This is a genomic window from Arcicella aurantiaca (assembly GCF_003148625.1).
Taxonomy (GTDB): Bacteria; Bacteroidota; Bacteroidia; order Cytophagales; family Spirosomataceae; genus Arcicella; species Arcicella aurantiaca.
In genome coordinates, this window is the sequence record NZ_QGGO01000008.1 from 177,370 (window position 1) to 193,383 (window position 16,014).

The 16,014-nt window shown below is 38.3% G+C and carries 17 protein-coding genes; all 17 read right to left on the reverse strand.

Annotated features, from left to right (window positions below; genetic code table 11):
- Positions 1-140: 140 nt before the first annotated feature.
- Complete coding sequence (locus LV89_RS09955) at positions 141-482, reverse strand: DUF1419 domain-containing protein (RefSeq protein ID WP_109742740.1); 342 nt, start codon at positions 480-482, stop codon at positions 141-143.
- Positions 483-496: 14 nt separating this feature from the next.
- Entirely contained in the window at positions 497-1,318 is an 822-nt protein-coding gene (locus LV89_RS09960) for a DUF932 domain-containing protein (RefSeq protein WP_109742741.1), read from the reverse strand.
- Positions 1,308-1,691, reverse strand: coding sequence for a DUF6943 family protein (locus LV89_RS09965; RefSeq protein ID WP_109742742.1), 384 nt, complete (start codon positions 1,689-1,691; stop codon positions 1,308-1,310). The genes LV89_RS09960 and LV89_RS09965 overlap by 11 nt, the downstream gene beginning before the upstream one ends.
- 3 nt (positions 1,692-1,694) lie before the next feature.
- Positions 1,695-1,880: a SymE family type I addiction module toxin gene (locus LV89_RS25950; RefSeq protein WP_109742743.1), complete on the reverse strand. Its 186-nt coding sequence runs from the start codon at positions 1,878-1,880 to the stop codon at positions 1,695-1,697.
- A gap of 87 nt (positions 1,881-1,967) precedes the next feature.
- A complete protein-coding gene (locus tag LV89_RS09975) occupies positions 1,968-2,366 on the reverse strand; it encodes a hypothetical protein (RefSeq protein WP_109742744.1) in 399 nt (132 codons plus the stop codon).
- Between the two features lie 275 nt (positions 2,367-2,641).
- Positions 2,642-4,294, reverse strand: coding sequence for a hypothetical protein (locus LV89_RS09980; protein ID WP_109742745.1), 1,653 nt, complete (start codon positions 4,292-4,294; stop codon positions 2,642-2,644).
- A gap of 24 nt (positions 4,295-4,318) precedes the next feature.
- Positions 4,319-4,927, reverse strand: coding sequence for a hypothetical protein (locus LV89_RS09985; RefSeq protein ID WP_109742746.1), 609 nt, complete (start codon positions 4,925-4,927; stop codon positions 4,319-4,321).
- Positions 4,924-5,181, reverse strand: coding sequence for a hypothetical protein (locus LV89_RS09990; RefSeq protein WP_109742747.1), 258 nt, complete (start codon positions 5,179-5,181; stop codon positions 4,924-4,926). The genes LV89_RS09985 and LV89_RS09990 overlap by 4 nt, the downstream gene beginning before the upstream one ends.
- A complete protein-coding gene (locus LV89_RS09995) occupies positions 5,168-5,728 on the reverse strand; it encodes a phospholipase D-like domain-containing protein (RefSeq protein WP_109742748.1) in 561 nt (186 codons plus the stop codon). The genes LV89_RS09990 and LV89_RS09995 overlap by 14 nt, the downstream gene beginning before the upstream one ends.
- Positions 5,703-6,374: a hypothetical protein gene (locus LV89_RS10000; RefSeq protein WP_109742749.1), complete on the reverse strand. Its 672-nt coding sequence runs from the start codon at positions 6,372-6,374 to the stop codon at positions 5,703-5,705. The genes LV89_RS09995 and LV89_RS10000 overlap by 26 nt, the downstream gene beginning before the upstream one ends.
- Positions 6,375-6,427: 53 nt before the next feature.
- Positions 6,428-6,589 carry a hypothetical protein gene (locus LV89_RS25150; RefSeq protein ID WP_158279558.1) on the reverse strand — a complete coding sequence of 54 codons (162 nt, stop codon included), beginning with the start codon at positions 6,587-6,589 and terminating at the stop codon, positions 6,428-6,430.
- An 8-nt stretch (positions 6,590-6,597) separates the two neighbouring features.
- Positions 6,598-7,161, reverse strand: coding sequence for a hypothetical protein (locus LV89_RS10005; RefSeq protein WP_109742750.1), 564 nt, complete (start codon positions 7,159-7,161; stop codon positions 6,598-6,600).
- A 53-nt stretch (positions 7,162-7,214) separates the two neighbouring features.
- Positions 7,215-7,517 carry a hypothetical protein gene (locus tag LV89_RS10010; protein ID WP_109742751.1) on the reverse strand — a complete coding sequence of 101 codons (303 nt, stop codon included), beginning with the start codon at positions 7,515-7,517 and terminating at the stop codon, positions 7,215-7,217.
- Between the two features lie 99 nt (positions 7,518-7,616).
- On the reverse strand, positions 7,617-8,603 hold the full coding sequence (locus LV89_RS10015; protein ID WP_109742752.1) for a hypothetical protein: 987 nt from the start codon (positions 8,601-8,603) through the stop codon (positions 7,617-7,619).
- A 57-nt stretch (positions 8,604-8,660) separates the two neighbouring features.
- Positions 8,661-9,944, reverse strand: coding sequence for a S49 family peptidase (locus LV89_RS10020; RefSeq protein WP_211321185.1), 1,284 nt, complete (start codon positions 9,942-9,944; stop codon positions 8,661-8,663).
- Positions 9,945-10,045: 101 nt separating this feature from the next.
- Positions 10,046-15,241 carry a hypothetical protein gene (locus tag LV89_RS10025; protein WP_146199126.1) on the reverse strand — a complete coding sequence of 1,732 codons (5,196 nt, stop codon included), beginning with the start codon at positions 15,239-15,241 and terminating at the stop codon, positions 10,046-10,048.
- Entirely contained in the window at positions 15,201-15,860 is a 660-nt protein-coding gene (locus LV89_RS10030) for a hypothetical protein (protein WP_211321186.1), read from the reverse strand. The genes LV89_RS10025 and LV89_RS10030 overlap by 41 nt, the downstream gene beginning before the upstream one ends.
- Positions 15,861-16,014: the final 154 nt, after the last annotated feature.

Genomic DNA, 16,014 nt, shown 5'->3' on the forward strand with positions numbered 1-16,014 from the left:
ATTGGGGTCATAGCATCTGAAATGAATTGGAACAATTTATTTCAGATGCTATGACCCCAATCTCAAAAATGTCACAAAGGAGGGCGACGGCTAACCTACTAACGATGTTAGCAAGTTGTTGAGCCGTGAATTGATTATAATTAAACTTCTATATCTGACGGTAAAAGATTTTTGATACTTTCGACTGTACAAATGAATTGATAATATTTCCCTCCTTTTTGGGTACAACCGTTAAAAATTGGGATTGCTCTCCCTTGTATTGCTAAATGGTCTACGGGTTCGGAGTTCGCAAACATAAAACCGTTATGATAGATTGGGGGTAAAACTTCAAGTAAAAAGTCGTAATGGTCTTCCGTAATTTCCTTTAGCGTGTTTTCAATCGTGTACAGGTGCTTTTGATGGCGTGTTTTACGGTAAAATTCTGCATCTTCTTGACTGTTGTAAATTGCTATTGGTCGGCTATTTTTTGTTATTAAGAACATAGTAATAAGGGTTTTTAGTTGGAAAAAGCATCACAAAATTTATAAGCGGTTTGATTGATTTCGTTTGCTCCGCCTAAAGCATTACAAAATATCTGTTGCCGATTCTTTCGGGTGTGGGTGGTATAATGAGTAACACCATTAAACAATCCGAAAAGGTTATTACCTAAAGCGTTTGTTTCTTCTACGATTGAAAGGTTAATCATTTTCATAAGGTTCTTTTTCCTTACTGAAATTATACTGTTATCTGCTCTTTCTTCGTGTTTTAGATTTACAAGGCGTTCCACTAACATGGTTTTAACTTCTTCGTCTATGTCCACACCTGACCATTTTTCAAAAGTGTTTTTCATTTCTGCTCTTTCATTCATATAATGATTTTGAAAGTAGGTAAGTAAATTTTCTATTTTTTCTTGTAGGTTGGTCGTGTGCCTAATTTCGATATTACGAAAGTGTTTTGTAAATCGGTTACTACATCTTACCATCATATTTGAATTACCAATAAAAAAGCCTGTCGAACCATCATGAGAATTACCAATCATCAAATAATCTTTAAAGTCATAGCCTAAAATTTTGAGTGGTTCGGTAACTTGTAAGAATGCTAAAACCTTTTTCCCTCCGTCCACTTCTCCAAAATCTTTCAAGGGAAATTTTGTGTACTGGCTTAAAAAATTGACTACTTGAAAAAACCTTTCATTAGTTACTGGTGTGTAAGTAGATTTTGCAACGTTCAAAACTGTTTCTGTATCGTCTCGAAAAATAGCTTTATATCCTTCGATTTCATTATAATTTGAGTAGATTGGGCGTTCTACGATTTCCCAAGGCAATTTGTTATTTTCCATTTCTGTATGTTTGTATTGATAATGCGTATTCTAATTCTTGATACTTTTCTATTTTCTTCTTCTCTACTTCAATTAGCTTTTGAATACTTGAAATAGCATTTAATTTCACTTCATCATATTGTTTCTTTAATGCAGGTTCTGCAATTTTTTTGAAATCGTAAAGGGTTATAAACGGCACGGCTGTTCCTCCGATATATGGATAATATATCTTCATTTTAAAGAGACAATAAAAGATTTCGTATGCAAATGGTTTCTTTGTTGAAACTGCAAAACAGTTTGGGATTGGCTTTTTTAGTGGTCTTCCTGCGTAATTTCCTTTAGACTGAATATAAAAATCTGCTTTTATACCTGCTCGGTATGTGCAAATTTTCATAAATCAATTAACTGTGATAACTAACATTTTATTGAAAATTTCGACGCTCACCGTATTGGTAGAGGAAAAACCCGCTTGTTTTAACCATTCGCCCTGGAGTAGAAGTTTTGGCGAAATTACAGGAATATCCAAGTTTGATTTGTTGTAACGATATTTTTTAGAAATTTTGATTTTTCGAGAATTTGACATAATTTTGACCTGTTGAAGTTGTAAGAAGACTTTAATAAATTTTTGTTAAGCCGTGCGAGTGTTAGAGCCTCGCACGGTTTTTTTGTTTTACGAAATAGTGAAACTTTGAATTTCTCCTTCTAATTCGTTGAGGTGTTCTTTTCCTTTCCGCTCTTGATTTTCCAAAAATTCTAAATTACTAATCAAATGAGGAAATTCTAAAATTCTCCCACTTGGAAAAAAAGCTTTGAGTATAAAGCCTGTACCCTCTTTCCCCTCTTGTAAGCCGTCAAAAATTTCCTTATATCTCACGCTTGATTTTGCGTGAAAGGCTTGCAAAGATATACCTTGCTGAATTCGCTCGAAAACTTGTGAGACTGTTGGTAGTGCTTTGATTTCCTCTGTATCAAGAGAAATAATTTTAGTGTTAGCCTTTGGAGTTGTGGCTAATTGGGTAGGCATAGAAGTAGCCTTACCGTTTTGTGCGGTTGTTGTGTTGTTTGACATGATTTTAATAATTTTTTTGTTAAAAATTGATAGGAAAAACCCTGTTAGAGCAGGTTTTTACCGTTTTTCCATATACAAATATACGAAAAAATCGGGATTTTGCAATGATTTTTCTTAAAAATTTCAACTTAATTTACTGATAATCAAAGGTTTAAAAAAATCATTTCCGATTTTTTTAAACCTTTGTAACGAAGCCTGACGGCAACCGCCCTGACGGTCGTATGCAGTAACATGGCTCAAAACGGTTATGTATGTGAGGGGGGGCTTGCACCTGCCTACATACCTAACGAATCAAGATTGACCGTTTGGACATTGAATAGATTATAATAGTTAAGAACGGCTAATAAACCTGTGTCGCTGGCTTCTGTTAGGTGGGGGAGTTCGTAAGCAGGTAACAAACGTTTCTTTTCGCCTGATTTATCCTTTCCAAAGGTTGTCTTGCCTTTAACGACTCTTATCTCTGTTTGGGTGTTCTTGCACGCTCTTTGCCATCTAAAAGCATTATCAACATTATAGGCAAATGTATAGTTAGGTAGGTCAGGGTGTTCCCCTTTCAGCACTCCTTGCCATAAATTGTAGCGATACTGATGGTCAGTTTGGCTTAGATAGAGAGGGATAACTGTAAAGTCTTGCGATAATTCTGTATTAGTACGATATGCGTATGTATCTTTCTCTGTCTTGTCTGCATCGGTGGCAATGGCAGTGTTATCATAAGCATATACAACCTCCTTATTAGGTAGATATTTATAGTAGTCCTTAAAGTCTTGTACTACATCTTCACGCTTCTTAGGGTGTAGCACATAGAAGACCTTGAGTAATACTATCGTTCTATTGTGTAGCTGATATACAGACAGAGAGGATATATCAGAGTTATAGTCCATACCTATTATAAGAGGTTGGGTATAATCTATGTCGCCATCCCAGCGACAATCCCTTTTCTCAGCATAGTTAATCTTATACTTCTTATTCTCAGGTGTATAATAACCATGTACGTGTTCATCCAAATACGGATAAAATCCGTTGGTTACTTGCGTTTGTATTTCGTTCAATACTGCAACTTTCCAATCGTAATCGGTCGATGTTTCTTTCCAGTTTTTGAGCTTATTTGGACCAAGTGCATGGATATTATCCAAAGAGCTGGCAAGACTTACCATCGTGAGCCCCATGCAGCACTTATTCAACACTCTTGTAACGACGTCTATATCATCTTGAATTGATTGTTTTTTGCTTTCTGATTTTGTCTTGAGCTTCGCTTGTTGTAATTGAGAAATGACGTAAGCGTATTGTATAGCTTCGTCTAATTTCTCTTTTTTCTCTTTTCCACGGAAATCAAGCAACCAAAATTCCTGCGGATTTCGTGGCATATCAGTTACGTAAGTAACTGAACCGTGTACGCTCAAATGACCAAAATGCTCCTCATTTCCACGCAAACATTTGATTGACTCATCAATTTTAGTCTTCTTACACAGACGTGCTTCGTCAATGATAAGCCAATCAATTGATTCACCATTGGACAGGGAATTGAAGTTGTAAGAGAATAATTTGATAACTGAGCCGTTACGGAAGAAAATACAACGACTATACTGATTTTTTGAGATACGACGATAAGGCTTTTTCCAACTCTCAGGAGGCTTTTGAAAGCAAACAAAGTCTTTTCCTTCTTCTAAGCCCATATCTTCCCAAGACTTCACAATCTCGCCAAAAATATGCTCCATCATGTGGGTGAATGATGGACACCCAATGGCTCCGACTGAGCGAGGCATTAGGATTGCATTGGTATAAGCTTTGCGAGCGGTAACACCCCAAGTTTTACCTGTACCACGCCCCCAAATATTAACTGATATGGTAACGGGCAATATATTGGCATAGAGTTGCTGAGTATGGTTATGCACATACTTCAGCTTATTAATAGCTGTTGAACTTATCATTTTTAAGGTGTAGAAATGGAGAAATTACAGTTCCTGGAATGGTACTGCTTCTCCTATGGTTTTCTTTGTTTTTCTCTTAGGAGCATCGTCAGACGCTCTTAATTCTTCAACTATTTTGGCAATATCTAATCCTTTCAATGCCGAATGATTAGCTAACAACTCAGGATTGAAAACAAAAATTGGTGTTGGTAATGGCTCACGTTCTTCTTCAATATCTGGCATAGAATCATGAATTTCACGCAGGTTTTTCAGTTGTACTGCGTGAGCTCGTTCATCAGGCTCTGCAGAACCTTCTATTCTATCAATAGCCATCATTGCCTTATTGATAATATATTGCTGTAAGGCATTTTTGGGCATGATAGAAGTGAACCCCAACTTCTCTTGTCCTTCGTTCCAAATGCGGTATAATGAAGAATAATCGACATTGAAAACTTGAAAAGCTTTTTCAATTATCTCACGACGGGTCATTTGCTCATCAATATGACGAATCTTGTTTTGCTCCCACAAGTCAGAGAAAAAGTTAATAATTGCTAACTTATTACTCATTGCCTCTGATAGCTCAATGGGTTTATTTTTTTCAAGATTATGGGTTAAAACTTCTAACCCTTGCGATGTCTTAACTTGCTTTTTCATAGCTTTTTGCGTTCATTTTCTTGTATCATTCGTAGAACTTGCTTTTGTGCCTCAGCAGAACCGTTATAGGCTAAATTTAGAATTGATTGGTAAACTTTAGCTTTTGACTTCAATCTACCTGCTTTGATGGTGTTGTCTATCTCAGTAGAATTTGCATCTGGAGATACACCAACAATTAGCAATATTTCAGTCTTATTGAAGATAAATAAGCCTGCAAACGATTCGATTTCTTGTAATTTTTCAGGAGTAATCATTTATCAATTTTAATATGTATTCGGAGTAAAAGTGTGCTGTTTTTCTTGAGCATATCACTGCTCCTGCTTCGTGTTTTGTGTTTCTTGTCCAATTTTGAGACCCTAATATTGTTATAGCAATATCAGGGTTTTCTATAACTGTAATCTTAGCGTGCGACTCTTCGTATCCAATTTTTGTGGCAATTGAGCTAATAAGTTGAAACGCATTTGGTTGACGCTGCCTTATTCTTGCATCAAGGAGCGTGAATATTCTATCGACCTTTTTCTGAAATTTTAGGTTAGCAAGCTTGCGAACCGATGGCTCAGATAAACCATAGGTCGTAAAATAAATGTCGCATACTTTTTCTTGCTTCTTAACTATTCTATCTACTATATCATGTAGCGAAAATTTACCTTCTGAATTGAAGACTATCAAACGATTATCTGCGATATTCTCGACAATTTGTTGTAAGGTTTTCACGCAAATAATATCCTCTATGCCATCGACGACTAAGAGGTTTTCATTTTCTTCTTTTGCGAGACTAAGGAAGGAAAATAGTTGATTCATTTTCAGCTAATATTTCGTTAATTTTTTCGATTTCTTTTTTGGTTTCCTCAACAAATAACGCCCTCCTGACTTCGGGAATACGTTTCAAATATGACGGTGACAAGTATGTTTTCAAGGTCCTTCGTCTATCTGCTGCAGTAAGCAAATCAATCTTATATTCTGCTTCAACCTTTTCTTTAATGACCTTCACTTCAGGTACTTTTCCTTCTGCCTCAAAATCATCGTGAACCTTCCATGCTTCATCAATTTTATTCCAGGTACTTCGCAGTGAAAAGACTGTTTTCTTAGCGTCTATGGTAGATTGCACCCCGCTAAGACTTTCCTCGACGAACAAAACAAGTGTATGGTGCAAGCGTATAGCTTCTTTGTGATTTGCCTTTCGTTCATCCTCAATTTGTTGAATAATTAAGGGCTTTTTTTGGGGCGAATTGATGATTTGTTGAACCTGCGGTTTGGGAATATGATTAGCATCTATTTCATCAAGCAGTTTTCCAATTTGCTTATGCAGCTCTATGCGAGTGTAAGTTGTTGAACCCAACTTCTCAAACAGCTTCAACCATGTTTGTGAACCTCCAAAATTCCTGAATAGCTCAAAACCATTATCAAAATCTTGCTCACCATTTAGCCAAATTCTTAGTGGGTGCATAAAAAAATATGGACTGGACTATAAGCCCAGCCCATCTTTAGAGGTTAATATTATTATCTTGCAGAGGTCAATTCTTCATATTTTGCTTTCTGATAATCAGAAAGATTATTCAAATCAACCTCTCCAAGCCCAGCCACTGCAACGATTTGCGTTGGCTTTTTTTCTGGTGTCTCATCTCCCTGAGCTTCAACAGGTACAATTTTTTGGTTAGCCATTTTCTTGATTAAGCTACTAAATCAAGTATTGAACCATCTGCGAGCGAAAGCACTTCATACGGTTCAAACTCAACGGTAAGTGTAACTGTTGCTACTTCAGGACCATCTTCGTATTTGTATTTTGTTACAACTGCAGGAACGTCTTTATCTCCCATCAACAACATTTGACCATTGTACTTAGGAAGAACAACAATAACATCAGCTCCTTTCAATTTAGCGGCAAAACCTCTTGAGCCTTTATCAGCATAAAATACAACTTCTGCTGTACTTTTTACTGCTGTATTTCCTTTTGAGAAATCACCTTCAGCATTCAATTTTATAGAGTCTTTCACAACCTCGCATTTTGCGAATGTTGTTGCTCCAAATGGTTTGTTTGCAGTTGCTCCCGTTACGGCGGTCACATAGTCTTCGTCCGTCATTAATGCCGTTAATTCGGCACGGTCTGGAAAAGTAAGAATACTTGAGAACAACTGTAAATAACAAGCGAGCTTAAATCCTGCAAGCTTTGCTTCAGGGTTTACAGGTCGCTTTTGACTCCCAATTTTTGGGGCAATACTTTTATTAGCTGCCATTTTTTGTTTTTTTAATGTGGTGTAGAACTATCTAAATATTTGCTTAAACAAGCTTACTGCTTAACGAAAGCCTCATCATCAGCCACAACAATTGCCTTCAATTTCTCTTGAGGAAGTTTTGATAATGCTTCGTAGTTGTAAGTTTCCTTATCAACTTTAACGGCTCCGTAGGTCATAGCGTAAGATGTCTTACCTACTTTCAGGATTTGTTTAGGTTGTTCCTTTCCTGCATTTGCGATTTCTGCTGTTAATGATTCGTTCAAAGAATCTTTATGCTCAGATTCAGTTTGCAACGATAAGATATAATTTGTCTTTTCGTCTTCGGTCATTGCCGCAATTTCTTCTGCTGTTTTCATTGTATTTTTTGTGACCTGTCAGGTCGTTGAAAATTAATGTTTGATTGAAAATGGATTGGCACTGTTAGCACCAATCCAAAAAATTCTCGATTAGATTTCTTAGGCTCTTGACGAAACGGTTACGGCTTCTAAGTCAATAATTTGTACCCCAAAAACCATCTTACATAAGTACAAGTAGTAGTATCCTTCGTCTTTGAATTTAATACTTCCAACCATCTGTTTGATGTCTGTACCAATTCTGATAGCACCTTTTGGAAATACCCAAACACGGTTTGAAGTGCCTAACCATGACGCTGAACGAACTTTACATTTTTTCTGAGTACCATCGAGGTACACAAACTCTTGGTCTAACATATCCTTATTGAAAGTAGCCTCATGACCAAATTCACGACGATAAGAATCCCCAAAGCCTGCGTAATTATCAATACTCAAATACATATCTGTTTCATTCTCCTTCAAAGCTTGTTGTTGAGCACGCCAAACAGTTTTGCACACTGTGTTGTAGTTACCAGCCACAGCGTTAAGACCTGAGCCACTACCTGCATCGAACGCAGGAACAGAAACTGGTACAATTGCTGGAGTTGCTCCCGTTGTTTCAGCTAACATGATTTTCTCTAATCCGTCACAGATTTTCAAGAATGTATCGGCTGAAGCTGTGTCACCTTTATAGAACAATTCGTCTAAATCCTGCATTGAGTTTTTAGCGTAATCATCCAAAATAGCAACCTCTAAAGGCACTTTCCCTGCTGAAATGTCAGCCATTTCGTTTGCCCAGGTATTACGAAAAGCTTCTGGTTCAAGTGGCAATTCTTTTTGTCCAACGCCGACAACTAACTCACGGTCAGACAAAATCACTTGTCCGTCGGTAGTCTTAATCGCTCCGTCATACTTGCGGAATTTGCCTTTTACAAGCACTTTACCATACTTTTTCGACTTTGTTACGTCGTAATCAATCGGAATTTGCTTAGTAGCATCAGTATTTTTGAAATACTTTCTTACAAGGGAACTCGCTAATTTTGCAACAACGATACCCATTTTTGTAAGGTCAAGACCTGTGTTAATCACAGGAGCTGGAATAGTAGCCATTTTTATAGGTGTTTTTTAAGATTTGTAGAACATTTTTTTGTGATGATAGACTAAGAATTAATCTTCGTCTGGGAATGTTAAGCCTGCAGCTTTCATCCAATCTACATCATTATTTGAAAGAGCTGACTTCTCAGGTTCTTCACGTTTTGGAGACGATGCTTTCGGATTTTTTACAGCAGCTTTTAACTTCGAATTTTCACCTCTTAATTGTGCGATGATAGCATCTTTATCCTCTGCTTGTGGTTGCGTTTCAACTGTTGCTTGAGGTGTTTGAGGTGTTTTTGCTTCGGGTGCAACTGTTTCAGGCGTTTCACCATCGTCATTTCCATTGTCTTCGCCTTCTCCTTCTCCAGAGCCATTGGCGTTATCAATGTCATTTTCAATTTCTGCCCCGAAAAATGTGGCAAGACCTGCCATAAATGCGGACATTTTAACGGTTTTCTTTTCCATTGTTGGTTGTTTTTTTTGCGTTATAATTTGTGGATTATCAATTGCCGACATGGCAAATTCATATACTTTTTCAAATGAACCGATTTCATCAATAAGGCCACTGGCGATAGCATCAGCTCCTAAGAAATCAGCCCCTTTTAAGGCTTCTTGAGAAACATTTGGACGATATTGCTTCACAAAACTCATAAAGCTTTCATCAAATTTGAACAAAATACCATCGGTGTAACCCTTAAAATCCCCATTCATGGCACGACGGTAAGAGTCATTTTTGAGGGGTGAGGTTTTGGAATATAGGTCAATTATTTTGACTCCATTTTCTTCGTACCACTTCGACCAATCCTGAAAAGTGGTCATAACACCACAAGAACCAGTCATACAATCGACATTAGAAGCAAACTTATAGTCATCGGTAGCACCTATATACAAGCACGCAGAAGCTTCCATACCTGTGTTATGGCCAATGATTGGAGGTTTTACTTCCAATTTTTTCTCAGCCAAGCCACGTGTTCCAAAAACAGCTCCTCCAGGAGAATTTTTCGTTTCGATAATTACTTTCACACTACTATCATGTTTCGCCTTATCGTACCAACCCATTATAGTATTTGTACCAGCCGTTCCACAATAATCTTCTTGAGTAATAGCCCCAATAATTGGTATCATTAGCACCTCTCCCATTTTCATTGGAAAATGATCGTAGTAATAAGTGTCTCGGTCTGACACGTAAGGCTCTGCTTTTAGAGCTGCATACATATCAAGATTCCTTTGTGCTTCGTGCGAAATTCCCTCAACAAATGCAGGCGGTTCAGCACTTGCCTGTAATTCTCCATTCATCAACTGCATAACCAAGGGCATTAGGCCGATGGCACTGGCTTGGTGTATGTGCCAAGCCATGTTTGCACTCATTATTTGGCGTAGTAATCTGAAATTATTTCGAGTCATGATGCTAAATTATTGCTATGTATAGAATTGAAAAAGGACGTAACAAAGGGTACTTACAGCCCGTGAGCTGTAAGCATTCTACCAAAAAGGGTCTTTGTTGAAGCAGCATCCCAATGAAGTTGGTCGCCTTGAACACTTAATCCAGTTGGACTAACTGCGATGTATTTTCCACCACTTCCATTACAGATTTCATCAATCTTGCTATTCAGATAATCACCATATTGTGTAGGTCCAAACTTCGTAACTGCAATTTTTGCCGACGTCGATGTCATTGCCAAAATCTTCGGGAAAAGTGTACTTGTTGCTGCTCCCCAATAATTTATACCACTTAAATTTGGGAAATGTGACGGGTCAGTTAATGTCTGTCCTGAAGGCGTAGCATTATTTATACCTTGCGAATAGAAAATGTACCATTTCGGTACTTTCCCTTCATTTGCCAACTGTGCTTTGACGACATTGATTCGAGCTTGAGCAATAGAGTAATACCCTCCAGAAATATCGTCATTCCACTGCCCAATAAAGCTTCCACCTTGTGCGACTTTCACAATGATTAACTCTGGCTTCTGAAGTGCACCTGAAGCAAAATAATTAGCGGCTGGCACTTCCCAACCCCAGTTCTCATTTGCAGTACAATCGTTTTCACCATACGAACTATTACCACCATTTTGTGTAGTGGCAATGTTTAAGGTTTCGAGCGTATTGTTACTATTATTAAGAATACGAACACCATTTCTAACACCTAATTCATTACTATTTGCAGTGGAAAATAAGTTGCGTGTACCTGCGTTGCTCTCTCCCCAGAAAACGAATACAGGGACTTCATTTGTGCCAATGTTGATTGTGTTGCTCGCACTTGAGCTAACAGAACCTACGGTACACGTAGCGAAATAGCTACTGTTTGCCGAAGCATTACTAACCGAATAGGTAGTGCCTGTACCAATTTGGGTATCCGTCAACCACCACTTCACAGTTCCCGAACATCCACTTGCAGTGAATGTTACGTTATTGCCTGAAATCGGATTAACAGGATTGCTCTGGATAGTTGGAGCAGTTACGCTTGTACCACCATCGACCGCCACACTGCCTAATTTTATAATAGCAAAGTAATAGTCCTTAGATGCGAGAGGCAAAGTTGAAAGAGCTGCGTCCTTGTAGGCATAATCGACTGTTTCCCAGTCGTTTGCCGTAATACTATGATAGTACCAAGTTCCATTATATTGAATTCGGAACTTTGCACTCGTTGGCTCGACGCCCTCTGGTCGAGCTGCGAAAATAACCCAGTAACCATCCGAACTTAAAGCCTGTCTTTGTGGCAAATTATTCTCAGAAAGGATATAATCAGTTGCCTTGTTTTTTACGTAGGTCGTGCCATTGTTGTAACTAACCTCAGAATTATGAAGTAAAAATGTAAGCGATGGCTTCAAATCAACAAAGCTTTTTCCACCGTTGACCCGTTGGTGCATCAGGTTAATTAAACCAAAAGCACCGTGGTAACCGTCCAAATTCTGGTCGTAATTACGGTCCCATATTTGCCACTCGCATCCAGTTAATGCGGTAAAACCACCAATATCGAAGCTGTACTCACGGTCAAAATGTTTGAACTTGAGAGCCTGATTAGTAAAACCTGCATCGAGAAAAACACCTTCATGGGCTCTATCGCACGTGATTTTGCTTTGTAGAAATACCTTTCTATTTCCTAATTTTCTTACTGAATAATCCTTATTGACATCACCATAATTGATAATATCAGCTATGATATGGTTGGTATTTCTATCCATACCAAACTTATCGACAGTCGTATTGTCAACAGGATTGGAAGGTGAATAACTTAAAACCCAAACTGTTTCTCCGTTGATAACTTGACTTTCGTATTTCCAGCCGCCTTTTCGTGCATAGATTTGACCGTGCTTATAGGTCATATCAGAAGTAGAAGAAATCTCAATACATGGTAGTACGTTAGGATAATCAATAACACCCTTATTAGTTATACGTCCATTAAGTGTTATCTTATTGGACGTATTCCAGTCCCAACTCGTAGGAATATTATTAACTGCAGGGCTTGAGCCTTCATAGATTGTGCTGCCATCAATATTTTTTCTTGTGGCTGGATAGTTCCCTTGGTCATCTGGATAGGTCGAAAGTTCTGCTCCAACTCCGTTAATCGGAGCGGAATATTGAGAGAAGAAATAACCTTGAGTCGCACTACCACCACCGAGCAAGAAAGCCAAATGTCGTGGTAGATAGTCGTGACCCATCTCCAAACCAATTTCAATGTCTGCGTTTACGACACCGACATTTACTTTGCCGTTTGATTTATCGCCTTGCCCTAACCTACGAGCTTGAGCGGACTCAATCCCTTGGTCAAATGCCCATTCTGCACTATTGTTAATCCACTCGTTTCTTTTTCCGTCACCTGCGGCACCATATCCAGAAAATGCACGCTCATAAAATGGTATCGCACTTATGAAAGTCGTCCATTTTTTATTGGCTGTTCCGCAATAAGTATCAATATCATCAACCCAGGGACCGCCCGTATTTGGGTTGGTTTCATAGATATAGTCAACGCAACGGTCACCTATACCGTTATAAAACAACGGATTATGGTCGTAGTTGAACGAAATACCAACATCCTGCGGCTTTCTATTATTATTCTTAAAGTTTCCTCCCTCTACTTGCCATGCCACAGCCCAGTTTGGAAAGGCTTTTCCGATAGCTGCGTCGGTAGAAACAACAGTGCTAATTTTGTCAAAAAGATGTGGAGAGTATTTTCCGTTTGTTTGCTCAATTGGAACAAGCTTAATTTTATTTTGGAACGCAGCCACATTTGTTGGAGGAGTTCCACCACCACCGCCATTTTCATCAACAGTTCCTAATGTGTAGATTTTTGCACCATCAGCCGTTGTGGTTAATGTGTAACCAGTTGGCGTTGCAAATCCTGTTGGTTCAACTACACCCCCATAGCCTGATACTTGACCCTCAAAACAACTATAATCTGAACCCGTCCACGACTTGGTAAATGTGATTGAGACAAAATTAACAGCTCGGACTAAAAAGCTCTCAGGTGTAGTATTGAGCGACTGTGTAAGCCACAGTTTATTGTTGAAAATACGGGCGTACATATCATACGGCGTAGTTCCTACTATTTTCGTACCTAATTTTAGTCCGTCAGTTATACCACATAATACAGGTGTAGTTGGGTTGGTTGGTTGTGTTGGAGCTGAAAAAGTAATTGTATTACTATATCCAGAAACATCAATTCCTTTTTCGCAACGAGCCTTGTAAGAATCTCCGTAGGTTACGGTAATTCCTAATGAACTTCCCGTACCAACCTCAGTACCATTTTTGAAAAAATGGATTAAATAACCGTTTTTACAAGCAGAAGCCGTAAGCGTTACTGAAGCATTTGCGGTAGGGGTCAAATTTGATGCTGCCAATGTTGGAGCTGTAAGCGGGCTATTATCAATTGCATTGTCAGTTCCAGTGTACACACCGCCCAGAAATCGGTGAAATTCAGCAGAAACAAGGTTATTCACACTCGCTGAGGTCGTGTACAATCCCTTATAGAAATTTGGTTTCCAACCTGCAAAAGCATTCTGCACTGTTGAGATTGTTATCCAAGTGGGGTCATCGCTTGTAGGTGCTGACACCGAATATTTTAATACTGCAGTATTTCCATTTCTTTCGATTCTTAACCAAACAGGTAATGTTGTACCTGTTTTTTCACTAACGATAACATTAGAAGTTGCCTTTGTTGTGCGTTGAATAACCTGCAACTTATTATTAAGAGCTGCGATACTGATATGTCGAGACGTATTAGAGCTGTCTTCTCTAATCGTAATTATCGCCCTTGCATTCGTCGAATTTGATAATGCCTTTGTAAATGTTTGCCAAATGAATGTATTTCTATTTTCACGAACAACCCAACCCGTTCCTGCATCCTTAACACCACCGAAATCACCTGCACCTGCTATCTCAAAAAAATCAGGAATATTGTTATACTTCTTCAAATATCCTCTCGAATTGCTTGAATTAACGCTTGTGAAAGTTAAGTTGAGCGTTTGAGAACAAATTTTTGTAGAATTTGATGGTTTCAAAAACAAGGTGTATATTCCGTCTTGTCTTCCCGAAAAATCAAAACTTTTTGTTGTGCCTGTGGCTATTCCCTGTACTATTACAGAGTCGGAAGGTGTTTTCAACACAAAATCGTAAGCAGATACACCCGAAATAACAGGGAGCGTAACAACAAAACTATTCACTGACCGTATTGCAGAGCCGTTCATTGTGCATATATCTGCACTGTTGGTATGAGCAAAAGTTTTGGTTACATCACCACAAAGAGCTTGAGACGTGCTAACCATCCGTAATGTATAATTACCTGAAGGAATATCGCCTACATCAATCAGCTCTGTATTAGTTAAGTTGACTGCAGAAGTGTTCCCACTTTTCACAACAATACTTTGCGAATTGATAACCTGATAGAAATATGGACGGGTCGTTCTATTACTACTAAGTGTTACATTATAGGTTTGAATACCCGCCTGTACTATATTGGTAATAGAGAATGAGCAAGGAGCCGTAACCGTAATTGCCAAATTACTTTCTCCCAACACAGTATTACTAACTGTGTTGTAAGCTTCTATTACTACGGTTTGTGTTCCTACTGCAATTGGACTTATAATTAATTCAGAGAGAATAGGGTTATATTGAGCAACATTCGCAATTGTCATTGTTTGCCCAGCCTTCAACCTGTATCCTGTATTGACAGGAACTGCAATATCATTATTTTTTGGCTGAAAAAGAGCTCCAACATTACTGTCAAGACTAATAACATCATTGACAAAACTTACTGGTATCGTACTCGTTTCAAATTTCCACAAGTAGTTGACTACGTAGGTGGGTAACAACATTTGTCCTGTTGAATTACCTGCAGCTATGACCCGTGTCTCTACGATGGATGTACCACTTTGGTTTTTGATAGTTACTTTCACGGCTCCTGAAGTATTGTTGAAAATCTCAAACTTGAGATATGCAGCACTACACTCAATAGCCGTGAAAAAGAACTTATCGGTTGAGCTTGTTGTAGAAAACTCAGATTTGTAGGTAGGACAAATACTTGAGGAACCGCCTCCTTGCTTCACTTCAATTCCAGCAACGGAGTTGGCTTCAATATAATTGTTCTGCGAAAAACTGCTAAAAAATAGCAATAGGCTACTCAACAACAAAGTTGCCCTCATCAGGTGTAGTTTCATTTTCTGTTATTATTTGTGAGTTGTAGAATTCATCAATAATTATGGCTACTCCAGCCACAACTTTGAATCGAATAGAATCGTATAATGTAGGTAATTGAATGTTTCTTGCAAAAAAATAATATGTGCCGTCTGCAACGTTATGGAGTACATTACTGCTTTGATTTGCTTGAAAATCAGCATCTGCAATTTTTTCCGTAAGTCCATAGCCGTACTGAAACAAATCGACTGAGCAGTTTGGCAATAGTACAATTGTACATTCGTTGCTAACTACTCCGATGTAGCTTATCGTTCTGACCGTTACGGTTTTGATGATTTTGAATTTTTGCGAGTACTCAAGAAACTTTGCACGCTGAAATGTTAACTGATGACGAGCGACGTCCCGAAAGGTTGTTGCGGATAAGTAAGTGTACTTTGCCGTGAAAGGATTACGGAGAATAACAACATTGTTCATCGTTGTTAGCTCTACGCAAATATTTTTTCTTCGAAATTCTCGATTGAAAAATTCTTCAAATTCATTTTCAGAACCTTGAGCGTCAAAAGTGATTGAAAAAGTTTCCTCATCGTAGTTCTGTATATTATCACTAATAGTTGCAACCTCAAAAGCTCCTTCAAATTTCATCACATCCAAAGCCATTAGGGGATTGAAATTTCGCAAAAACTTAAGCGGGGGCTTAATTTTTGACTTGTGCTGAAAAATTTGTTGGATAATTTCTGAGGAATGAAATAGCCGTACAGATTTATAGCCTCCTATATTCTGCACGGGGTTCGTGAGA

Bases quoted from the DNA above. Each gene is read 5' to 3' on its own strand.
- LV89_RS09955 (WP_109742740.1), bottom strand. From the start codon at position 482: ATGTTCTTAATAACAAAAAATAGCCGACCAATAGCAATTTACAACAGT.
- LV89_RS09960 (WP_109742741.1), bottom strand. From the start codon at position 1,318: ATGGAAAATAACAAATTGCCTTGGGAAATCGTAGAACGCCCAATCTAC.
- LV89_RS09965 (WP_109742742.1), bottom strand. From the start codon at position 1,691: ATGAAAATTTGCACATACCGAGCAGGTATAAAAGCAGATTTTTATATT.
- LV89_RS25950 (WP_109742743.1), bottom strand. From the start codon at position 1,880: ATGTCAAATTCTCGAAAAATCAAAATTTCTAAAAAATATCGTTACAAC.
- LV89_RS09975 (WP_109742744.1), bottom strand. From the start codon at position 2,366: ATGTCAAACAACACAACAACCGCACAAAACGGTAAGGCTACTTCTATG.
- LV89_RS09980 (WP_109742745.1), bottom strand. From the start codon at position 4,294: ATGATAAGTTCAACAGCTATTAATAAGCTGAAGTATGTGCATAACCAT.
- LV89_RS09985 (WP_109742746.1), bottom strand. From the start codon at position 4,927: ATGAAAAAGCAAGTTAAGACATCGCAAGGGTTAGAAGTTTTAACCCAT.
- LV89_RS09990 (WP_109742747.1), bottom strand. From the start codon at position 5,181: ATGATTACTCCTGAAAAATTACAAGAAATCGAATCGTTTGCAGGCTTA.
- LV89_RS09995 (WP_109742748.1), bottom strand. From the start codon at position 5,728: ATGAATCAACTATTTTCCTTCCTTAGTCTCGCAAAAGAAGAAAATGAA.
- LV89_RS10000 (WP_109742749.1), bottom strand. From the start codon at position 6,374: ATGCACCCACTAAGAATTTGGCTAAATGGTGAGCAAGATTTTGATAAT.
- LV89_RS25150 (WP_158279558.1), bottom strand. From the start codon at position 6,589: ATGGCTAACCAAAAAATTGTACCTGTTGAAGCTCAGGGAGATGAGACA.
- LV89_RS10005 (WP_109742750.1), bottom strand. From the start codon at position 7,161: ATGGCAGCTAATAAAAGTATTGCCCCAAAAATTGGGAGTCAAAAGCGA.
- LV89_RS10010 (WP_109742751.1), bottom strand. From the start codon at position 7,517: ATGAAAACAGCAGAAGAAATTGCGGCAATGACCGAAGACGAAAAGACA.
- LV89_RS10015 (WP_109742752.1), bottom strand. From the start codon at position 8,603: ATGGCTACTATTCCAGCTCCTGTGATTAACACAGGTCTTGACCTTACA.
- LV89_RS10020 (WP_211321185.1), bottom strand. From the start codon at position 9,944: ATGGCTTGGCACATACACCAAGCCAGTGCCATCGGCCTAATGCCCTTG.
- LV89_RS10025 (WP_146199126.1), bottom strand. From the start codon at position 15,241: ATGAAACTACACCTGATGAGGGCAACTTTGTTGTTGAGTAGCCTATTG.
- LV89_RS10030 (WP_211321186.1), bottom strand. From the start codon at position 15,860: ATGAAATTTGAAGGAGCTTTTGAGGTTGCAACTATTAGTGATAATATA.